Source organism: Opitutaceae bacterium TAV5 (genome assembly GCA_000242935.3).
In the GTDB taxonomy this organism is placed as follows: Bacteria; Verrucomicrobiota; Verrucomicrobiia; order Opitutales; family Opitutaceae; genus Geminisphaera.
This window is the reverse complement of the sequence record CP007053.1, coordinates 7056498-7076504: the sequence shown is the minus strand read 5'-3', so window position 1 is coordinate 7076504 and position 20007 is coordinate 7056498. Positions and strand designations below refer to the sequence as shown.

Genomic DNA, 20007 nt, shown 5'->3' with positions numbered 1-20007 from the left:
GATTCTTCGACCACATGCAAAAGACACTGCACCTGCTTCAGCTCCAGCTTCTGAAGAACCGCTGCAACCAGTGCTTATAGCTGCTATTAGTGCTGCGGCTCGTGATGACAGGTGGGCCGCCTTATCCGCAGTTGGATCATTTATTATGAAGGCGAATCCATCATTCGACCCTAGAAATTATGGTTATCAAAAGCTGGGGGAATTGGTTCGTTCTCAGCCATACTTAGAGATTAAGTCTGTCCCGATGGGAGACGGATCACCAAATATGCACATTTTTATTCGTTTAAGAAATTGAAAAGAAATATGCGAAAAAGGAGTGTCCTTAACGTTGATCTAGCAAAATCAGATGATAAATAGACAAATAGAGAAAGCTAAATATTTCATTCCTGATGAGGAAACCGAACGAGCTTGGCGAAAACAAATCGACAAATGGATTCGGAAGCCAAAGGTCCAAGTGCCTCAGTGCTATATTGAAATTGAAAATGAAATTAAAAAACTCACCAATATTTCTTTATCACAAGAGGAAATTGACCGTTTCCTTACTGGCACTAGCTTGTTTGGTATTTTATCATTGCGCTCTCATCTATTTTCAGACATTACCCATCGTTACGGGATTAGCGCGATGCATTACGTTAAAATATGGGAAAAAATTCAGAAATGGAATATTGAAGCCGAGATGTTCCAAAGAGAGACCAAGGATAATCAGGTCTACATTAGAGATTATGAGGGCGAGTTTTGCGGAATATTATCTACAACGAACCTAAGCGAGGTTATCCATAAAAAATATTCTCCATCAGCTGTATTTTGGGATACGGTAACAGGGAAATATTTACCAATAGAAAACTTGATTAACAGAATAGAGGATCTGATCCGTAAGAATAAGCTCCCTTTCTCTACTTCAGAACGCAACACGGGCTGGATATATATATTAGGCAACTCCCATATGCCAGGCTTACTCAAAATCGGCAGGACTGATCGAACATCTTATGAGAGGATTGAGGAGCTTTCATCCGCGACAGGAATTCCAACACCTTTTGTTTTGGTATGGCAAGAAGAAGTCTCTAATTCTGTTTGTGCAGAAAAGGAGATCCACGAGTATCTGCATGAGTATAGAGTATCAGAAGGACGTGAATTCTTTAAGGTTGATACGTGCATTGCAGTTGATATAGTGAAATCCATAGCAACTCGCTATCCAGTTGAAGAAGAATATAGGGCAACCGACCTGAATGTGCTTCAAAATTGGGAAGAAGAGGATGCGCTGCTAGTCCGAGCACTACAGATAGTACAAATCAGTGGATCAATAGATCCGCGAACAATAAGGATGCAGCTTGGCGTTGATTTTGAACGAAGTCGGCTCATTTTCGAAAAACTTCAGGCACTTGGTTCAATTGATAAATGTGGGTTTTCTGGAAAAAATTAAAGTAAAGAAGAAAGATCCCCAGTTGTCCGGCTATAAATACCAGATAGACAATTGATTAAGGATGCATTTATCATGTTTTAATAATGATTACATGCAAGTATATAATGGAGCAGGTTTTCAAAATAATGAACGCTCAAAACCTGTATATTTCTGTAAAGAGAGCCGGGGAGGTTGAGTTGCTTGTGAAGGATAGCGATGATGAGGTAAACGCACAGGGCGATCCAGATTTGGGTTTTCACGGCATTGGGGCTGGTGCCGTAGTAGTGCGTGATGCCATGTGTCCGGCTCATCCCGGAATATGTTTGCTTGTGACCTAAATAACATTTGTAGAAGGAACTTTTACTTATGCTCGTCCAAAAAATTCAAGAACTCACCGAACTCCGTCTTCGCATTGCCAAACTTGCAGCCGGTATCGAACAGGAACGCACCGCTGAGCTTGCTGCCATTCCTAGCCAGTATGGCTATTCCGATGTCAATGACTTCATCAAGGTTTTGAAGCAGGTTGTCGGTGTTCGTGGCAAGCGAGGGAATAGAGCCGCCAAGGCACCCTCTGACAAACCCGCTGGCAAGAAGACCCGCGCCAAGATTACACCTGAACTCAAGGAGCAGGTGAAGGCCGCTGTCCTTGAAGGCAAGACCGGCTCTGCGATTGCCGCTCAGTTCGGCATCTCCGTTCCCAGCGTGCAGAACATCAAAAAGGAATTTGGGCTGGTGACTGCTCGTGGCGATACCGCTCCTGTTTCGGCTCCCGCCAGTGAAGGGTCCACGCCGATTGCTTCCTGATCTGAAATCAAATCAGCCTCATTCGTTGCGAAGCCCTGATGCATACCGTCAGGGCTTTTTTGTGCCTTCATATTTCTCGTGAGGCGACGAGAACAGGCATTTTACGTTGATACTGGTGCATTGGGTTCAGCGCTTTCACTTGGCGCGGTGACTGCACTCAACGAAGCTGGCCCAAACGTGGCTCTGCGATCTTTCGACAGGTAGTAGTCCCTTGTGAGGCGAATATCACCATGTCTCAATGCTTCAGAGGCGGCAAAAATCCCGAACTTTTTGGCGATGAAGGAGCCAAACTCCTTGCGCAACATGTGGAGCGGTTTGTCATCCGTGATCCCTGTGCTTTCGCGCAGCCATTCAATGAGGCGCGTTTGCAGGCGATTGCAGCGGTAGTGATAATAGCTGACGCCGGGCTTGGGTTCCACGGGTGACTCGATAACGAATTGAGAGCGACGCGCCTTGAAGCGTTCTTTGAGGTGAACGACAACTTCTGGCGCAAGCATGACGAAGTCCTCGCTGTGTTCGCTCTTGGCGGTGGTGTGTTCGTTCGTTTCCACAAAAACCCGGCCGTTATCGAAGTCGATCTGCTGCCATGTGAGTGTATCGATTTCGTCACGACGAAGGCCGGCGAACAGGGCCAAAAGGTAAATAGTGAACATTTGCTGGCGGTCGTCGGCGTCGTCTCCGGTCGCACCTTTCAGTTCGGCTTCGGCCTTTGCGTGGAGGATTTCTACCGAGACACGAGAAACGTAACGCTTGCGGGTGGCAGGTGGCCGCTCTACGTCTGCGAGGGGCAGTGGAGCGGGCAGGGAGAGGTGTTTCAGATGCTTCAGGATGCGAGGCGTGAAAAGGCTGCCTGCCGCCCTGAGCTGGCTATTGAGGGTGATCTTGGTTGATGCCAGTTTGGCAGGGTTGTCGGAGACATCCTGGAGACGAGAGGCGATCCACTGCTGCACTTTCTCGGACGTGATCTTGTCGAGGCGAACGGCATCAATGGAGGCTCGCCATTTCTTGGCTCCTCCGTGGACGTAGTCGTAGCGAAGATCGACCACGCGGAATTTCAGCTTACCCGTCTTGCGGTTCCTCATTTGTTGTCCGGTTACCGGATTGATTTCAGGGCGTTTTTCCTTGGGAGCCTCAATGCCCATGACGCTCGCTACGACATGACGGAATTTCCGGGAATAAGTGGCAAAGCAGGTGGCCGAGACGCTGGTGATGGCTTTGACGGCGTCCAGAAATTCGCCAACCGTGGGGTAGATGATCTTCTTCGTGGCTTCAGGATGATACTTGGCCTGCGTGACATCCCATCCGTTGGCGACGAGCGATGCATAGATGTCTCGGGCTTTGGTCGATGCCTTGGCTTTGTTGGCCTCACGGAGCGGAAAATAGCCTCGTTTGCCATTAAAGAGGATGCGCACGCAAAATTCGGGTAACTCGACGCGATTGCCGTTCCCGTCGGAGTAAGTGTCCCGGTAGATGCGACTCACCCAATAGTCGGGATGGGCTTTGGAAAGGCGGGCTTTTGGGCGAGCACTCAAATTGGCAGGGGACATATTTTCAGGCAATTCCCCTGCCAATTCCCTGCCAATTTCTGAGATTGGTAGCGTCTTTTTTACCGTTTTCATCGATTTCGATTTTCTTCGATTTACCTCTGAAAATGCCTCTGAAAACGGCAAAAAAAGATCAAGACCGAAAAGAGTAGCTCAGTGGTAGAGCAGGGGACTCATAAGCCCTTGGTCGGCAGTTCAATCCTGCCCTCTGGCACCACTTCACCAAAAAAGGGTTACGGAATTCCGGAGAGAGGGTCAGGACTCGGGAAAATCTGGCTGCGCTGAAAAACAGCAAATGCGGGCTGACCAGGAGGAGGAACGATTTTTTCGAGGACGCAGGTTCCTGCTGCGGATCAAAGCGAGAGGGCACAAAAAAGCCCTGAAGGTTACATCAGGGCTTCGTAACGGACGGGACGGACTGTTCTAGGTCAGGAAGCTTCCAGTTGGGCCTGAAACATGTCGCTGCGCTCTCTGTTCTTTATCTTTGGGCGTGAGCCTGGGGGGCGTGTCCAGGATGAGCCACGGCTTTAGTCTGACGTTATAAATGCGTTATGCAGTGGACGCGCCTAGGGTATGCGTAAGCATGACACGTGACAGTTCATCGCATGGGTTCCAGCACCTCATGTCAGGCTGGTTTGGATGTTTCTTCGTCAAGAAGTCGTTCTTTCTGACAGCTCCAGCATTCCAGAAAATCAGGTGGGTTCGATTCATTACAGAATGGGCATTTCCACGATCTGGATTCAGCCAGTATTCTGGCAATCGTTGCAGATTCAAGTTCTTCCAGATCTTCGATAGGTGCGACCTCGGCGACTTCGTCGGCTTTCAGTCCCTTACTTATCTCCGACGCCTGAAACAGTCTATGCCTTTCTTCATTATCGGACGTCCTGACCTCGAAATGGCACGAATCACACGAAACACCGGTTATCATATATTCGGATGAGAGGCCGAGTTGGAGTTCGAGCAGGCGAAATTTCGTGCGCTTGTCACACATCGGACATTTGGCCTCAAAACAAACCGAAGTCGGCCGGCCCCCATATGAGTTTACCTCGCTCACTGAATTACCCTTGGGATGAGATGCATCGCCCTCGTTTCTGGCTGGCGTCGAAGATCAGCTACCGGGGTCGGCCGCATCGCTTTGTCGGGCTTCCTGGTTTTCATGTTTCTGCTTCCATTCGCTTACGGAGCAGCGAAACAACATCTTCTGCTTTGTCTTCCGGGACAGCAGGTATAAGATGACTGACCAGCCTTCCGCCAGCCTGATCGTTACATCCTATCTGAATATTGCATATTTTATATTTTCTTAGGTAGGGACCTTGCGTAATGGTGATATGCCCGATTTTTTTGAATGGTATGTAAGTAATCGTCCTGGAGAACGAGTGCCGCCTGATGATTAGTTCTGACCGGGTCAGGGTGGCATTCGTTTCGTAACACCAGCGTCGCATTCTTCCCCGATTCAGATATGCCCATAGGAGAAAGAACAGACCTGCACCAAGGTAGATACACCCGACAAGCGACCACGTAAGAGTTGTGGCCCACAAGTGCTTGTAGGCGGCGTCCTTGTCGATTGGGAGCTCCAGGCTAGCGTCTGTCATGATTTTTACCGAATGTTAAAGGTGAGCGGAGGCCATAGCTGGCTCGCGGCCTGCGACAGCAGGATGCGTGACAGATACGGACGTCGGCTCCAGCGCCTTGTCAGGCGGCTTGTCTCTTTTTGCTTCGATTCCGGGTGATGAAGAGAATCTGAAAAAGGATAAATGCTACGATAATCGAAGTGGCGGATATAACACCAAGCAATATAGCTGCCCACGGATCGACAAGCCACCGATAGGCTGCCGTCCATAAAATAAATGGGGCTATCAATGTGGCACAAGCAATATACAATAAAGTCTTTCTCAGCTTTTTTTCGTGGATATCATCTTTTGGATTCGTTGCTGGGGCGGTCGGCTCAGGAGCTGACTTAAGTAATTCCCTTTGTGCCGGATCAAGGATTTCTGGCAGTATTTCTATAATGTCATGCCATTGATTTTCGCCAACCGCACAACAGGGTGTTTTAGAAGTGACTTCATTACCATAAAATCTCACGATATCTTCTTTGCTCAGTGGGCCAAAAGTACGTAGGCCAAATTCACAATTATCGATTCGAATCCAGTATTTCATGATATTTGCCTAACGTTCAAGGTCAGACGCGACCCGCATAGAATACTGAGATGAATCGCATCGAGAAAAGATAGGCGGAGTCGGGGGAGCTGCGGGTCGTTGTCTGTAGCGCCTTGTTAGGCTCATTTTATTCTTTTGATGGCCAAGCGACGTCTTCCAGTTCGACAGGAAGCTGAGTAGGCTCGACCGGATAAAACTGCCTTAAGTCAACCTTGCCGGACTCAAATTCTTTGTCGGGAGCCCCGACGATAAGCCACAAAACCTCCGATTCCGTATCATTGAATACCTGACGCAGAAAGGACGGTCCAACCAGAACGCCACCGTAACGTGGGGTCGTCAATGTCTTACCAGGTCTTACCCCGCGTAAAGAGGACGCGCCTTGCATATCAACGTTTGGCCCAGGTCCTGCCACATCCGCCAGCCCCGCTGCTTGTTGGCGTCTGCCAGCGTCGATCTGGCCACAAGGGCAAGATCGCGATTGGACAATACAAGTCAAAGAAAGACTACTCGTTTGTTAGTGTGCGGATTATTTTGCAGGGATTGCCAACAGCCAAACTATTTGGCGGAATGTCTTTTGTAACGACACTGCCTGCACCGATTACACTGTTCTCACTGATAGTTACCCCCGGCAATATAATCGCTCCTGCACAAATCCACACATTGTCACCGATATTTACTGGGTGGGTATACTCCAATCCTGCCAAGCGTTGTCTGACATCCATTGCATGTTCTTCTGTTATAATGCAGACATTTGGTGCAATGAATACGTTATTTCCAATTGTGATTTTCCCGCTGTCCATAAGCTTGCAATTGACGTTGAGGAAAAAATTATCGCCCACCTCCGTATTATACCCATAAGTGCAAAAAAGCGGTTGCTCCACAACGCAGTTATCTCCAGCCTTGCCTAACAACTCGCGTATAGCAATTTGTCGTGCATCACGGTCGAGTGGATTCAATTTATTGTAATTATACAGCTTTTTGATGGTAATGTCACGATCTGATACAAGCTCAGGGTCACCGGGCTGATATAACATTCCAGCATGCGATTTTTCTTTTTCCGTCATAATGAAATCTCCTTATTTTTCATCTTTTATGAAGATATAACAAAGTATAATGCAGGCATCAAAGTGACGATTGTCCCCGCAATAATCGGTAATATAACAAATGACTGTGGATTCATTGGATCATGATCTTGCCTAGACATTATAGCTGAGGGCAAGAGCGATCTGTAAAAGGAAGCGCTTGTCCCCTAAGCGTGGGTTGCCCCGGGAAGCGGGGCCTATCCACAAGGCTGAGAGTATAACCCAAACAACCTGAAAACGAGGACAAGCGCATGAGAAAGACAGAGCACTATGTTGGACTGGATGTCCACAAAGATACAGTGATGGTGGCGGTGGCCGATGGCGGCCGCGAGGGCGAGGTTCGCCTTTACGGGCAGATCAGCAATGATTTGCACGCCATAGAGAAGGCGTTAAGGAAGATCGGATCGGACGGCGGGGCATTGCACGTGGCCTACGAGGCGGGGCCGACCGGCTACGTGATTTATCGCCGGTTGATGCAATTACAGATTGAGTGCGTGGTGGTGGCTGCATCGAAGACGCCGGTGGACAAGGCGGCACGGCGCAAGACGGACCGCCGGGATGCACAGATGCTGGCGCGGTTGCACCGGGCCGGGGAGTTGACCGCCGTGCACGTGCCGGACGCGGCGGACGAAGCCATGCGCGATTTGACCCGGGCCAGGGCGGACGCGGTGCACGACCTGACGCGGGCCCGGCAGCGCCTCAAGTCGTTTTTGTTGCGTCATGGTTATCGTTACTCGGGCAAGGCGAACTGGAGTGAGGCGCACCGTCGGTATCTGCGAGAGCTGGTGTTGCCGTTGCCGGGGCTCAAGGCGGTGCTCGAGGAATACCTTTTGGCCATCAGTCAGTGCGAGGACCGGGTGAACCGGCTGGAGCAATTGCTGGAATTGCAGGCGCCCTTGTGGCGCTTGTATCCGGCGGTCGAGGCTCTGATGACGCTGCGTGGCGTTCAATTGGTCGCCGCAGCCGTGCTGGTCGCAGAGTTGGGCGATATACGCAGGTTTACTCATCCGCGTGACCTGATGGCGTTTCTTGGGCTAGTGCCCAAGGAGGAAAGCTCGGGGCAAACCCGCAAACTCGGTTCGATCACCAAGGCCGGCAACGCCCATGCGCGCTGGATACTGGTCGAAATGGTCCAGCACGCCTGGTTACCGCCCAAGGTCTCCGCGCACTTGTCCAAACGGCAGGAAGGCCAGCCCGTGCACAGAAAAGAATTGGCTTGGAAGGTCCAGTTGCGGCTGCACAGCCGCGCATGGCACCTGAGCCGGCGCGGCGTGATGAAGCCCAAAATCACCGTGGCCCTCGCTCGCGAAATGGCCGGCTTTGTCTGGGCCATGCTCAAAACCGTCGACTGGGATCATATGACTCGCTGCGCATAAGCCAACCACGTCTGCGAAGAGGGGGAGGATGTTCTTTCAAAGGCCGAATGGCGGCACAAGTCAGGGACCGGGCGGCCGGCCCATGCATGTTGACGTTAGGGGCAGCGGTATCGGAGCCTATCCGTCCGCCACGCACGAGCCTAGGGCATGCGGGCAAGACGCACCAATGAACTGTCGGTAACCAACCCGCGTAGATCAGCACGATCACGGTTTACAGCCAGGATCACGCCAACCAACCCACGCACGCGTTTATCCTATAATCGACCGGTCCCTGTCCTGTGCCTCCATCGGCAAAATAGTTTATATAAACAGATACCTGATAAATCATTGGGCTGCCACTGCTTTTTCCCTCTTGCAGAATCGCAGCTAGATCAACGTCCAAGATCAGCCATGGAAATAGATGGCGCGTCGCATGCGACAGCATGGGACGTGATAGCTACCGGAATTGGCTGCATTGCTTTGCTTTGTTAGGCTCCTTTCTTCTTTTTGGGTCTTAAAATAAATGAAATGATCGCAAAACTGGCGAGCCATACGAAGTAACCAATTCTTAGGTCGCTCCAGTCCGAGGATACGAGGAGCAAAGTGGGCCAAGAGATCACATAGAGCGTGGCTAAGATGCTGGTGATAAAATAACCGTGTGAATAATTCCCTCGAAGGGCGCGAATAAAGAGCGGAAAGAATCCGAGATTAACAGCGGTAAATCCAAAGTAATAAATACGTGAGAGCCCCTGAAAATCGTCACCTGTGAGGGCGTTTGCGCACACCCATAGGCATTGCCACCCTGAAAAGTCCGAAAAGGCGGGCAGTCCGAAAGAGATTACAAATGCTCCCAATGCTATATATTCCAAGAATTTCATGGATTTCTGCCTAACGTTCGAGATGAGCCATGCGAGCGGGAGACTCATAAATGCCGAAAATGCTTTCCGGGCACCTGCGTAGCAACAATCGCATTGGCTCTAGCGACTTGTTAGGCGGGCTTGCTTTTTTATGATAGGGATTCAGGTGGGTTATTAAACCATTCGATTCGGCTGCATTTCTTACATATGAGGGCAGTCGCATTTCGATTCAGCCAATCCATGTTCACGAAAGTAGCGCCACGCGTATTCATGAGAATATCCTGCTGATCGAACTTCGTATGCCCACAATGCGGACAGCGAATCTGCTTTCCTGAAATCGTAAATTCTACCGGAACTGTAACAAATGTCTTCGCCGCTGCTTTCAGGCCGCGTCCGATTTTCTGTATCTTGGATGTGCTCATATTCTGATTTTACCGAACGTCAAAGATCAGCCATGGCTGTGACAGGCAGCAAAGGCATTGGCTCTGGCGCCTTGTCAGGCTCCTTCTTCTTTTCTTTTGATTTCAAGATTCCTGACAAACTCCTCCGGAGACTCAGGAGAGATAATGATGGGGCGCTTTTTGTAGTAAAGAATCACTGATTTTTGGGGATCGGTTGCAAATGCGCGAAACATGCCAAACCGACTATTGTAGAAAAATCCAGTGATGGAGAAAAGGCCACCGTTACCGCAAAGACGCATACAATGATCCATGGCCTTGGGATCAACCTCAACTGAGCGCAATCCCTGAAATGGCAACTTGGTATTCCAGAATAAACGGTGCACAAGGATAGCGTCGGTGGCGATGGTGTAACCTCTGATGAGAAACGGAACGGTTAGCAGGATAATTGCGACTGGAAGAATGACGGGAAGCGAAACCGGTGGGTGTCCATTCCTGATGGAAAACCATGCTAATCCGATGAGGAAAAGACTCACTACAGATGTAATGACAACAAGAGATTTGCACCAATTCGCTTTGTATCTTTGAGGAGTGCTCATGATATTTGCCTAACGTCGAAGATCAGCCATGGAGGTAAGTGGCGCGGCCTGTGCGTAAGCACAGGGTATGACTCTTACCGGAGTAGGCTGCATCACCTTGTTCGGCCAATTCCTAATTGGCTTCAGGATAGTGCTCAATCTTCGCGCCTCCTGAGACAATCGGTAAATTCAGGTGGCCACAAATTTGGCGTGCCGATTCATTCGGCTGCATCGTACTAGTGTCAATTGAGAGTCCTGACGATGGCAATGGCGGAAACTGCCCTGGCTTGTTTTGCCTGATTTTTCTAAAAGTTTCCACAGAGCGGAGCTTCATGAACTGTGCTCTTGAAGGATTTTCAATTCTTCTCTCCAGCTCATCAATCGGGCAAGTCAACTCAACGAAATGGACTTCTCCTCCTGCGGCTTTGATGGTGTCTATTGTCCTCCCAATGAACTCTGGCCGAACAGTCGTCTCTGGAGCAAACGTGAAGATTAGCGAAACGCCTTGCTTGGCGGCCTCACTAAATACCGAAAGCCACATTTCCTCTCGCAGGCGAATGAATGATTCCGAACCAAACTGGAACACCGATAGCAGTGTATCGACCACGAGGTGATTATGAAAGAGGCGAAAACCGGTGAGATCCTGCAACGCGCGACCAATCGTGAGTTTTCCGGCAGCGGCCGGACCGTGGAGGAATACGAGTTTCATATTGCCGAATGTTGTTTAGCTGTAAGAAAGTTGGTCTTTGTCGGCTTTAACCCGGCAAATCCGGGGAAAAGCGGATTTTTTGTATTCATATGCTGTACGAATGAAAAGTCCGGGTTTCCCTCCATGCTTGTTGCCAAAAGAGAAATTTTCCGAGCTTCGCCCCGTCACGTCCCCGGAACAGGGAGGTAACCATCGGGAAAAATCGGATGAGGATGAAAGTGAAAGCCATGGGGAAGAAAACCGAGAGGAGGCTGCCAACCGGAGGCTCGAAGCTGAATCCGGTGCACAAGTTGGCGGATTCATGGAATGAAGACAAGCCTGGGCTGCTTGCAACGATCTGAAAGCAGGAGAACTGCAAGTATGGAGTGCAATGACACCATGACCCGAATGGCGCTTAGTTAAGGCGGTTTTCCGTCGTTTTGAGAGGTAATTTCCAATGCATGAATCGATCTCAATGTTGGCCCGGATTCCAGAGGGGTTTCCCTCTCAAAAGGTTGGACGGGTTTCACGTTTTTTCATGGCTTTGGGAAGTCACTGGTTTTCAACGGAGAGACGGCTTAACTAAGCGCCATTCCACCATGACCCTCTCTTTACCTGAATTTCGGACCGGAAATGAAAATGGGTGAGGGAATGATGAGGGAGAGTCTCTGCTTGGTGGGCGGGGCGCCTCGCCCCAAACCGGTGATGCTACGCATCGTTACCACAGGCACTTTTCCGTCAGGAAAAGTCGAGGTCTGTGGCTACGACTACAGTTCTGTCAAGATGCTCCAGGAAAAGCTCTCCGGTGGCAGAGCCGCGATCAGAAGCCCTTCTGGCGCAGCGCTGCGTCGAGCTGTTGCATGAAGCTCTGCGCGTCTTCCTTGGTGGGCCGGTAGCCTTCCTTGCTGACTTCCGTGAAACCGGGCCGGCCGTAGTTGTCGACGATCCACTTTCCGGTGACGCCGTCGCTGAAGGTCACCGTGCCGCTGGCGAGGGCGCCCGGAATGAGGGTGACGTTGTCCACATTGACCACGACGTTGCCGCCGGGGACGGCCTCTCCGTCGGGAGTGGCGGGCAGGGCGTCGTCCTCGATCTCGTCATCGTCGCCAGCTGCCGGGGCCGCGTCGCCCCCGGCCGGAGCCGTTCCGGGTTTGCTGACGTCGGAGGCGTCGGCCCTGGGCCTGACGGGATCCTTGAGCGTGAGATCAAGGTCATCGACGAGGAAGCGCACGTCCATGTAGGTCATGGAAAGATTGAACTCCTCCAGGAGTCGTTTCTGGACGGTGGAAAGATTGTCGCCGGCGGCAATCCAGCTGGCGACAGCGGCTTTTTGTTCGGGCGTAAGCGTCATGGTCAGATCGTGAAGGTGGTTATGGATGGCGATGGTTGCGGGTAACGCAAGGAGTGACATGCAGCTTTGTTGTGAACGGAGCGGAGACGCCGCCGCCGGCAGGGCGAAGGGAGGGCGCCAGGGGAAGTGCCAGGCACGAAAGTGCGGCGGATTCATGGCTCGCATCCGGCGCGTGATCCGCCCAGGGTCGGAGTCGCCAATTCCCTTTCGCTCATGAAAAACCTGTTGTCATTCCTCCCGTTCGTTCTGGTCGCATCCCTGCCCGCACAGACCGTTGAAGTGCAGCCTCCCGCCCCGGTGGCCCCGGCCGCTCCGGACACCCCGGCGGCGCCGGCCGAGGGAGTGGCTCCGGTTGTGGCCCCGGCCGTTGCGGCTGTGCCCGAAATCGACGGGGCCTTCGGTCTGAAGCTCGGTGACACCTTTGATGTGGCGAAGGGCAAACCGGTGGCCGGCGAGAGCTCGGCCAACACGTACAGCGTGGTGCCTCCGGTGGCGAGCGGACTGTTCCAGCTTTATCTGGTGAGCGTGACGCCGGTGACAAAGACGATCTACCAGATCCGGGGCGTGGCGGATGTGGGCAACCCGGCGGAGGACAAGGAAACGTTCGAGTTTCTCTACCGTTTCCTGATCGGCAAGTACGGCAGCAGCGGCAGCCTGGCCGTGGTGCGGTCGGACAACAGTTTTTCGCTCAAGCGCGGCACCCGGAAAATCTCGGTCAGCAACATCGGCACGCTCTGGGTTGTGTATTCGGATTCCGCGCTGGAGGAAAAAGACCAGCAGGAACGCGACAAGCTCACGGCGCGGAAGATGGACATGTCGGGCTTGTGAGCGCGGGAGGAGCCCGGTCGCATTGCGGCTTGCACGGGGGCGGGCGGGACGGTTTCGGTTGACGGCTCGTTCCCGGATTTTTCCGTCCGGGTTTCTCACGTCATCCACGCCGAAACCGCTCCATGCCGACACCCGCCGCACTGCCGATCTACGAACTCGAAAACACGCTCGTCGCCGCGTTGCGCGGACAGGGGCGCGTGGTGGTGCAGGCGCCGACTGGCTCGGGCAAATCGACGCAGATCCCGCAGATGCTGTGGCGGCACGGGTTTCTCGATGACGGCGAGGTCGTCGTGCTCCAGCCGCGTCGGCTGGCGGCGCGCATGCTGGCGAAACGCGTGGCCGAAGAAATGAGCGTCCAGCTCGGCGCGGAAGTCGGCTACCAGATCCGGCTCGAATCGCGCGTGTCGGAACGGACAAAAATCCGGTTTGTCACGGAAGGAATCCTGCTGCGGCAAATGTCATTCGATCCCGGGCTGAAAGGCGTGGCGGCTCTCGTGTTCGACGAGTTTCACGAGAGGCATCTTTACGGCGACATTTCGCTGGCGCGGGCCTTGCAAATCCAGCGCGCGGCGCGTCCCGATCTGCGGATCGTGGTCATGTCGGCCACGCTCGACGCGGCGGCGCTCGGCGACTACCTCGCGCCGTGCGACATCCTCACCTCGCAGGGCCGGAGTTTTCCGGTGACGGTGCGCTACCTGCCGAAGCGCGTGGATTTCGAGCGTGAACCGGTGTGGGAGGTGGCCGCGCGCGAGGCGGCGCGCGTGGCGGGCGAAACACCCGGCGACCTGCTGGTTTTCATGCCGGGCGCGTACGAAATCGGCCGCACCGTCCAGGCGCTGCAAGGCGAGCGGTCGCTGCGCGATTGTATCGTATTTCCATTACACGGCGAGCTGCCGCCCGAGGCGCAGGACCGGGCGGTGGCGCGTTATGAGGCGCGCAAGATCATCGTCTCGACCAATGTCGCGGAGACGTCGCTCACCATCGACGGCGTCACGGCGGTCATCGACTGCGGACTGGCGCGCGTGGCGCGGTTCGACCCGAACCGCGGCATCAACACGCTGCTGGTCGAAAAAATCTCGCGCGCCTCGGCCGACCAGCGCGCCGGACGCGCGGGGCGCACCGCGCCGGGTGTGTGCGTGCGGCTCTGGACCGAACGCGAGCACGCGGACCGGCCGGCGCAGGAACTGCCCGAAGTGCGGCGGCTCGATCTGGCGGAGGTCGTGCTGACGCTCAAGGCGAGCGGCATCGACGACGTGGCGGGTTTCCCGTGGCTGGAGAAACCGGACGCGAAGGCGCTGGAGCGGGCGGAGCTGCTGCTGGCGGATCTGGGGGCGCTGGAGGGACGTGGCACGGGCTTCCAGCCCGTGATGGCCGCCGGGGCGGGATGCTCCGGTGACGCAGGCGTCACCTCCCCGGAACACGGGCTGGAAGCCCGTGCCACACGAATCACCGAAACGGGCCGGCGCATGCTGCGTTTCCCGGTGCATCCGCGCTACGCGCGCATGCTGCTGGAGGCGGACCGGCGCGGGTGCGTGCGCAGCGTGGCGCTGATGGCGGCGCTCGTGCAGGGGCGGAATTTTCTCCTGCGCGGCGTGTCGCGCGATATCGAGGACGCCCGCGAGGATACGCTTGGCGAGGAGGCGGAAAGCGACTTTTTCCTGCTGATGCGCGCCTGGCGTTATGCCGACCGGGAGCGTTATGCGCCGGATGCGTGCCGCCGGCTCGGCCTGCACGCCCAGGGCGCGCGGCAGGTGGGGCCGTTGTTCGAACAGTTTCTGAAGATTGCGGAGAAGGAAGGGCTCGATGCGGGCGCGGCGGGCAGCGGGAAAGACGCCGGAGGAGAGGCGGGGGAGGAGATTTGCAAATGTGTGCTCGCGGGATTCTCCGACCACCTCGCGAAGCGGCTCGACGCGGGCACGCTGCGCTGCGAACTCGTCCACCGGCGACGGGGGCTTCTCGCCCGCGAGAGCGCGATCCAGCGGGCGCCGTTGCTCGTGGCCGCCGAAGTGAGCGAGATCGGAGGCCGGGGCGGCGAGGTCAACGTGCTGCTCTCGCTTGCCACGGCCGTGCGGGAAGAATGGCTGCGCGAACTGTTCCCGGCGGATTATCGCGACGAGACGGGCGTGGTCTTCGACGCGCAGGCCCGGCGGGTGATCGCCCGGCGCGAACGAAAATTCCGCGATCTCGTGCTGGAGGCGAAGCAGACCGCCGACGAGCCGCCGGCAAGCGCGGCGGCGGCCTTGCTGGCGGAGGAGGTGCTGGCGGGTCGCATCCAGCTCGGCGAGTGGAACGGGAACGTGGAGCAGTGGATCGTCCGCGTGAACCGGCTGGCCGAGTGGTTCCCCGAACTGGAGGTGACGCCGATCACCGACGCCGACCGCGCGACGCTGATCGAGCAGATCTGCTACGGGAGCTATGGCGCGCGCGAACTGAAGGACAAACCGGTGATGCCGGTGCTGCGCGAATGGCTGCGTCCGGAGCAGCTTGCGGTGCTCGACGACTATTTGCCCGAGCGGCTGGTGATGGGCAACGGCCGGCGCTCGAGGGTCGAGTATGCAAAGGAAGGTCCGCCGGTATTGTCGGCCCGGATACAGGAGCTTTACGGGGTGCAAGGGAAATTCACGCTCGGCCACGGGCGCGTGCCGGTGAAGATCGCGGTGCTCGCTCCCAACCATCGCCCGATCCAGGTGACGGACGACCTGACGAGTTTCTGGCGCGACATGTACCCGAAGGTGAAGGCCGAGCTGTCGCGCCGTTATCCTCGCCATGAGTGGCGGTGAAGGGCGGGGGGACCAGAAAGCAGGGGCGCACGTGAAGTGCGCCCCTTGGCTTCGGTAGCCGACTTCGCCTGTTACCGGATCGCGGCGTGGTACTCCTGCAATGAGCGCAAGGCGCTTTCGGCGCCTTTGCACAGGACGGCGATGCCCCTCGCGCTGGCGGCGGCGGCGGCGAGCGTTGTCATGTAGGGCACCTTGTACTTGATCGCGGCCTTGCGGATATAGGAATCGTCGACCTGGCTGGCGCGCTTGCTGATCGGGGTGTTGACCACGAACTGCACGAGGCCGTTCCTGATGTCGTCGGCGATATCGGGCCGGCCTTCGTTGATCTTGATCGCGAGGTCGGCGGCGATGCCGTTTTCCGCGAGGAAACCGCGTGTGCCCGTCGTGGCGCGGAGCCTGAAACCGCAGTGCGCAAAGGTGCGCGCGATTTCGAGAACCTGCGGCGTGCGTTCCCACACGCTGATGAGCACGGTGCCGGCAGTCGGCAGCGGGTTTTGCACGGCTTCCTGCGACTTGCAGAAGGCGAGGCCGAAGTCGGACGACATGCCGAGCACCTCGCCCGTCGAGCGCATCTCGGGCCCGAGCACGGGGTCGACTTCGGGAAACTTGTCGAAGGGAAACACCGACTCCTTCACGCCGTAGTGCGGGATGGTCTTGTGCGAAAGCTTCATCTCCGGGATCGTCGCGCCGAGCATGAGCTGCGTGGCGATGCGCGCCATCTGCACGTTGCAGACTTTGGAAACGAGCGGCACGGTGCGGCTGGCGCGCGGGTTGGCCTCGAGGACGTACACCTTGTCGTTCTCGATCGCGTATTGCATGTTCATCAGGCCGACGACCTTCAGCTCCTGCGCGATCTTGCGGGTGTACGTGTTGATGGTGGCGAGGTGTTTTTGGGGAATCGACACGGGCGGGATGACGCACGCGCTGTCGCCGGAATGCACGCCGGCGAGTTCGATGTGCTCCATGACGGCGGGGATGAACACATCCTTGCCGTCGGCGAGGGCATCGGCCTCGCATTCGAGCGCGGACTGGAGGAAACGGTCGAGGAGGAGCGGACGCTCGGGCGAGACGTCGATGGCGCGGGCGACGTATTCGCGGAGCATGTCCTCGTCGTAGATGATCTCCATGCCGCGTCCGCCGAGGATGAAGGAGGGGCGGATCATGATCGGGTAACCGATGCGGCCGGCGATGGCGACGGCTTCGTCGATGGTGGAAGCCATGCCGGATTCGGGCATGGGGATTTCGAGGCGCTCCATCATCTGGCGGAAAAGGTCGCGGTCTTCGGCCGTATCGATGGTGTCGATACTGGTGCCGAGGATGCGCACGCCGTTGTCGGAAAGCTCGCGGGCGATGTTGAGCGGAGTCTGTCCGCCGAACTGCACGATGACACCGGCGGGTTTTTCTTTTGCGTGAATTTGCAGGACGTCCTCGACGGTGAGCGGTTCGAAATAGAGCTTGTCGGAGGTGTCGTAATCGGTGGAGACGGTCTCGGGATTGCAGTTGACCATGATCGTCTCGTAGCCGGCGGCGCGCAGGGCCATGGCGGCGTGACAGCAACAGTAATCGAACTCGATGCCCTGGCCGATGCGGTTGGGGCCGCCGCCGAGGATCATGACTTTTTTCGGGTTGGCGCTGGCGGTGCCGGAGTCTTTGGCGTGGTAGGTGGAATAATAATACGCGGCATCCTTCACGCCGGACACGGGCACGGCTTCCCAGCCTTCGGTGATGCCGAGCGCGGTGCGTTTTTGCCGGATGCCGGCTTCGGGGACGGCGAGGATTTTCGCGAGGTACTTGTCGGCGAAGCCGTCGAGCTTGGCCTGGCGGAGGAGATCATCGGGCAGGCCGGCGGCGGGGCGTCCGCGGAAGGCGAGGAGTTTTTCCTCCAGTTGCACGAGTTCCTGCATCTGTTCGATGAACCAGGCTTTCACATGCGTGAGCGCGTGGAGTTCGACGACGGTGGCGCCCTTGCGCAGCGCCTCGTACATGAGGTAGTGGCGTTCGCTGGTGGCGAAGCGGAGCCGGGCGAGGAGTTCGTCTTTCGCGAGGGTGTTGAAGTCTCTCGCGAAGCCGAGGCCGGAGCGGCCGTTTTCGAGCGAGCGGATGGCTTTCTGGAACGCTTCCTTGTACGTCTTGCCGATGCTCATGACCTCGCCGACGGCCTTCATCTGCGTGCCGAGTCTGTCTTCGGCTCCCTTGAATTTCTCGAACGCCCAGCGGGCGAACTTGACGACGACATAATCGCCGGAAGGGGTGTAGCGATCGAGTGTGCCATCGCGCCAGTACGGGATATCGGCGAGGTGGAGGCCGGAGGCGAGCTGCGCGGAGATGAGCGCGATGGGGAAGCCGGTGGCCTTGGAGGCGAGGGCGGAGGAGCGCGACGTGCGGGGGTTGATTTCGATGATGACGATGCGGCCGCTTTCGGGGTCGCGGGCGAGCTGGACGTTGGTGCCGCCGATGACGCCGATGGATTCGACGACCCTGAAGGCGATGTCCTGTAGTTGTTTTTGCACTTCGGGCGAAATCGTGAGCATCGGCGCGGTGCAGAACGAATCGCCGGTATGCACGCCGACGGCGTCCACGTTTTCGATGAAGCAGACAGTGACCATCTTGCCGGCGGCGTCGCGCACGACCTCGACCTCGAGTTCCTCCCAGCCGAGGATGGATTGCTCGATGAGGCATTGCGTGGTGAGCGAAAGCGCGAGGCCGCGGGCCACGATGGTGCGGAGTTCGTCGATGTTGTAAACGAGGCCGCCGCCCGCGCCGCCCATGGTGTAGGCGGGGCGGACCACGACGGGATAGCCGAGTTCGGCGGCGGCGTCCTTGGCCTCCTCGACGGTGTGGATGATGCGGCTGTCGGGCAGGCCGATGCCGAGGCTGCGCATGGTTTCCTTGAAAATTTCCCGGTCCTCGCCGCGTTCGATGGCTTCGAGGTTCACGCCGATGACCTCGACACCGTATTTTTCCAGAATGCCTTTTTTGGCGAGTTCGAGGGAGAGGTTGAGGCCGGTCTGGCCGCCGAGGTTGGGGAGGAGGGCATCGGGCCGCTCCTTGGCGATGATCTGCTCGAGACGGGCGACGTTGAGCGGCTCGATGTAGGTGGCGTCGGCCATGACGGGATCGGTCATGATCGTGGCCGGGTTGGAATTGACCAGGACGATCTGGTACCCGCAGGCGCGCAGGGCCTTGCAGGCCTGGGTGCCGGAGTAGTCAAACTCGCAAGCCTGGCCGATCACGATGGGACCGGAACCGATGATGAGGACTTTATGGATGTCGTCGCGTTTCGCCATAGGAGGGAGGGTTTGGCGCGGGAGTGTGCAACCGGGCAGGCGGGCGACAAATTTAATATAACCGGTTGCAAAAGAAAATCAGTGGCAGGACGGAAAACGGCCGGAGGCCCGGCCACCGGGCCGTTTCCCCGGTTGCCGGTTTGTCGGAAAGAGGCGATTAACCGGTTGCCAGCAAGAAGAATGCAAGGGGTGTTGCGGTTAGGGTGGCCATCTCTTTCCCGCCCCGTAAAAGAACCACCATGACACCGCGCCCCTCCCATACCGACGCCGGACAGCCGCTCGCTCCTCCGTCCGCCGTGCTGGAAACATGCCTGTATGTCGCCGATCTGGCCCGGGCCCGGGAGTTTTACACCGGCCTGTTCGGCTACGAGGTCATGACCTCCGACGAACGTTTCTGCGCCTTCAACATCGGCGGGAAACAGGTGCTCCTGCTCTTCGCGCACGACGGGACGGCGCTCGGCTCGACATTGCCGTTTGGCGACATCCCGCCGCACGGGACGCAGGGGCCGACCCATATCGGGTTCAGTGTGCCGGCGGAAACGCTCGACGGCTGGCGGGAGCGTCTCGCGGCACGCCGGATTGCGATCGAAAGCACGCTTTCCTGGCCTGCCGGTGGCACCAGCATTTTTTTCCGCGATCCGGACGGCCACCTCCTGGAGCTGCTGACGCCGGGAGTATGGCCGATTTACTGACTGATGTTACGCGGAAGGAGGATTGGCAGGAGGGGCGACGTCCTCGTCGCCCGACGCGCGTCAGCGCGCCCGGATTGTACAAGGGCTTCATTCTGGCGGACCTGCCGGTCCGTCCGGCGGCGGGGACGCCGCCCCTCCATTGCGTGCTCCGGGTAACATCAGTTACTGCCCCGGGAGCAGGGCAGGGAGAAGGCTCCGCGCGGACCC

Annotated in this window: 13 protein-coding genes and 1 tRNA gene; 6 read left to right on the top strand and 8 right to left on the bottom strand. The window is 56.4% G+C overall.

All coding sequences use genetic code 11. From position 1 onward, the window contains the following. Positions 1 to 1497 precede the first annotated feature (1497 nt). A complete protein-coding gene (locus OPIT5_29885) occupies positions 1498 to 1710 on the bottom strand; it encodes a hypothetical protein (protein AHF94916.1) in 213 nt (70 codons plus the stop codon). Positions 1711 to 1765: 55 nt separating this feature from the next. On the opposite strand from OPIT5_29885, the gene OPIT5_29880 reads away from it, so the two are divergent. Then, entirely contained in the window at positions 1766 to 2203 is a 438-nt protein-coding gene (locus OPIT5_29880; protein ID AHF93763.1) for a mucin, read from the top strand. 101 nt (positions 2204 to 2304) lie between these two features. Here the strand turns inward: OPIT5_29880 and OPIT5_29875 are convergent, their stop codons facing one another. Then, the gene (locus OPIT5_29875) at positions 2305 to 3750 is read right to left on the bottom strand and encodes a hypothetical protein (protein AHF94915.1); all 1446 of its coding nucleotides are present in this window, start codon (positions 3748 to 3750) and stop codon (positions 2305 to 2307) included. Positions 3751 to 3889: 139 nt separating this feature from the next. Here OPIT5_29875 and OPIT5_29870 point away from each other — a divergent pair. Continuing rightward, positions 3890 to 3964 (top strand) — tRNA-Met (locus OPIT5_29870). Between the two features lie 3273 nt (positions 3965 to 7237). Continuing rightward, a complete protein-coding gene (locus OPIT5_29865; GenBank protein ID AHF93762.1) occupies positions 7238 to 8362 on the top strand; it encodes a transposase IS116 in 1125 nt (374 codons plus the stop codon). A gap of 467 nt (positions 8363 to 8829) precedes the next feature. On the opposite strand, the gene OPIT5_29860 is transcribed toward OPIT5_29865, so the two are convergent. From OPIT5_29860 to OPIT5_29840, 5 genes are all read right to left on the bottom strand, one after another. Further along, entirely contained in the window at positions 8830 to 9267 is a 438-nt protein-coding gene (locus OPIT5_29860; protein ID AHF94914.1) for a hypothetical protein, read from the bottom strand. 427 nt (positions 9268 to 9694) lie between these two features. After that, positions 9695 to 9832 (bottom strand): hypothetical protein, encoded by a 138-nt coding sequence (locus OPIT5_29855; GenBank protein ID AHF94913.1) that lies wholly within the window; start codon positions 9830 to 9832, stop codon positions 9695 to 9697. A gap of 475 nt (positions 9833 to 10307) precedes the next feature. Further along, positions 10308 to 10883 (bottom strand): shikimate kinase I, encoded by a 576-nt coding sequence (locus OPIT5_29850; GenBank protein AHF93761.1) that lies wholly within the window; start codon positions 10881 to 10883, stop codon positions 10308 to 10310. Positions 10884 to 10968: 85 nt separating this feature from the next. Next, the gene (locus OPIT5_29845; protein AHF94912.1) at positions 10969 to 11112 is read right to left on the bottom strand and encodes a hypothetical protein; all 144 of its coding nucleotides are present in this window, start codon (positions 11110 to 11112) and stop codon (positions 10969 to 10971) included. A 570-nt stretch (positions 11113 to 11682) separates the two neighbouring features. Beyond that, positions 11683 to 12369 carry a hypothetical protein gene (locus OPIT5_29840; GenBank protein ID AHF93760.1) on the bottom strand — a complete coding sequence of 229 codons (687 nt, stop codon included), beginning with the start codon at positions 12367 to 12369 and terminating at the stop codon, positions 11683 to 11685. 57 nt (positions 12370 to 12426) lie between these two features. Between OPIT5_29840 and OPIT5_29835 the strand changes: the two genes are divergently transcribed. Together OPIT5_29835 and OPIT5_29830 are read left to right on the top strand one after the other, a co-directional pair. Then, positions 12427 to 13041: a hypothetical protein gene (locus OPIT5_29835; protein AHF93759.1), complete on the top strand. Its 615-nt coding sequence runs from the start codon at positions 12427 to 12429 to the stop codon at positions 13039 to 13041. Between the two features lie 1466 nt (positions 13042 to 14507). Next, positions 14508 to 15821 carry a helicase gene (locus OPIT5_29830; GenBank protein ID AHF93758.1) on the top strand — a complete coding sequence of 438 codons (1314 nt, stop codon included), beginning with the start codon at positions 14508 to 14510 and terminating at the stop codon, positions 15819 to 15821. 71 nt (positions 15822 to 15892) lie between these two features. Here the strand turns inward: OPIT5_29830 and carB are convergent, their stop codons facing one another. Then, entirely contained in the window at positions 15893 to 19108 is a 3216-nt protein-coding gene (gene carB, locus OPIT5_29825; GenBank protein ID AHF93757.1) for a carbamoyl phosphate synthase large subunit, read from the bottom strand. 296 nt (positions 19109 to 19404) lie between these two features. Here carB and OPIT5_29820 point away from each other — a divergent pair, with 296 nt between their 5' ends. Further along, complete coding sequence (locus OPIT5_29820; protein ID AHF93756.1) at positions 19405 to 19800, top strand: glyoxalase; 396 nt, start codon at positions 19405 to 19407, stop codon at positions 19798 to 19800. Positions 19801 to 20007 lie beyond the last annotated feature (207 nt).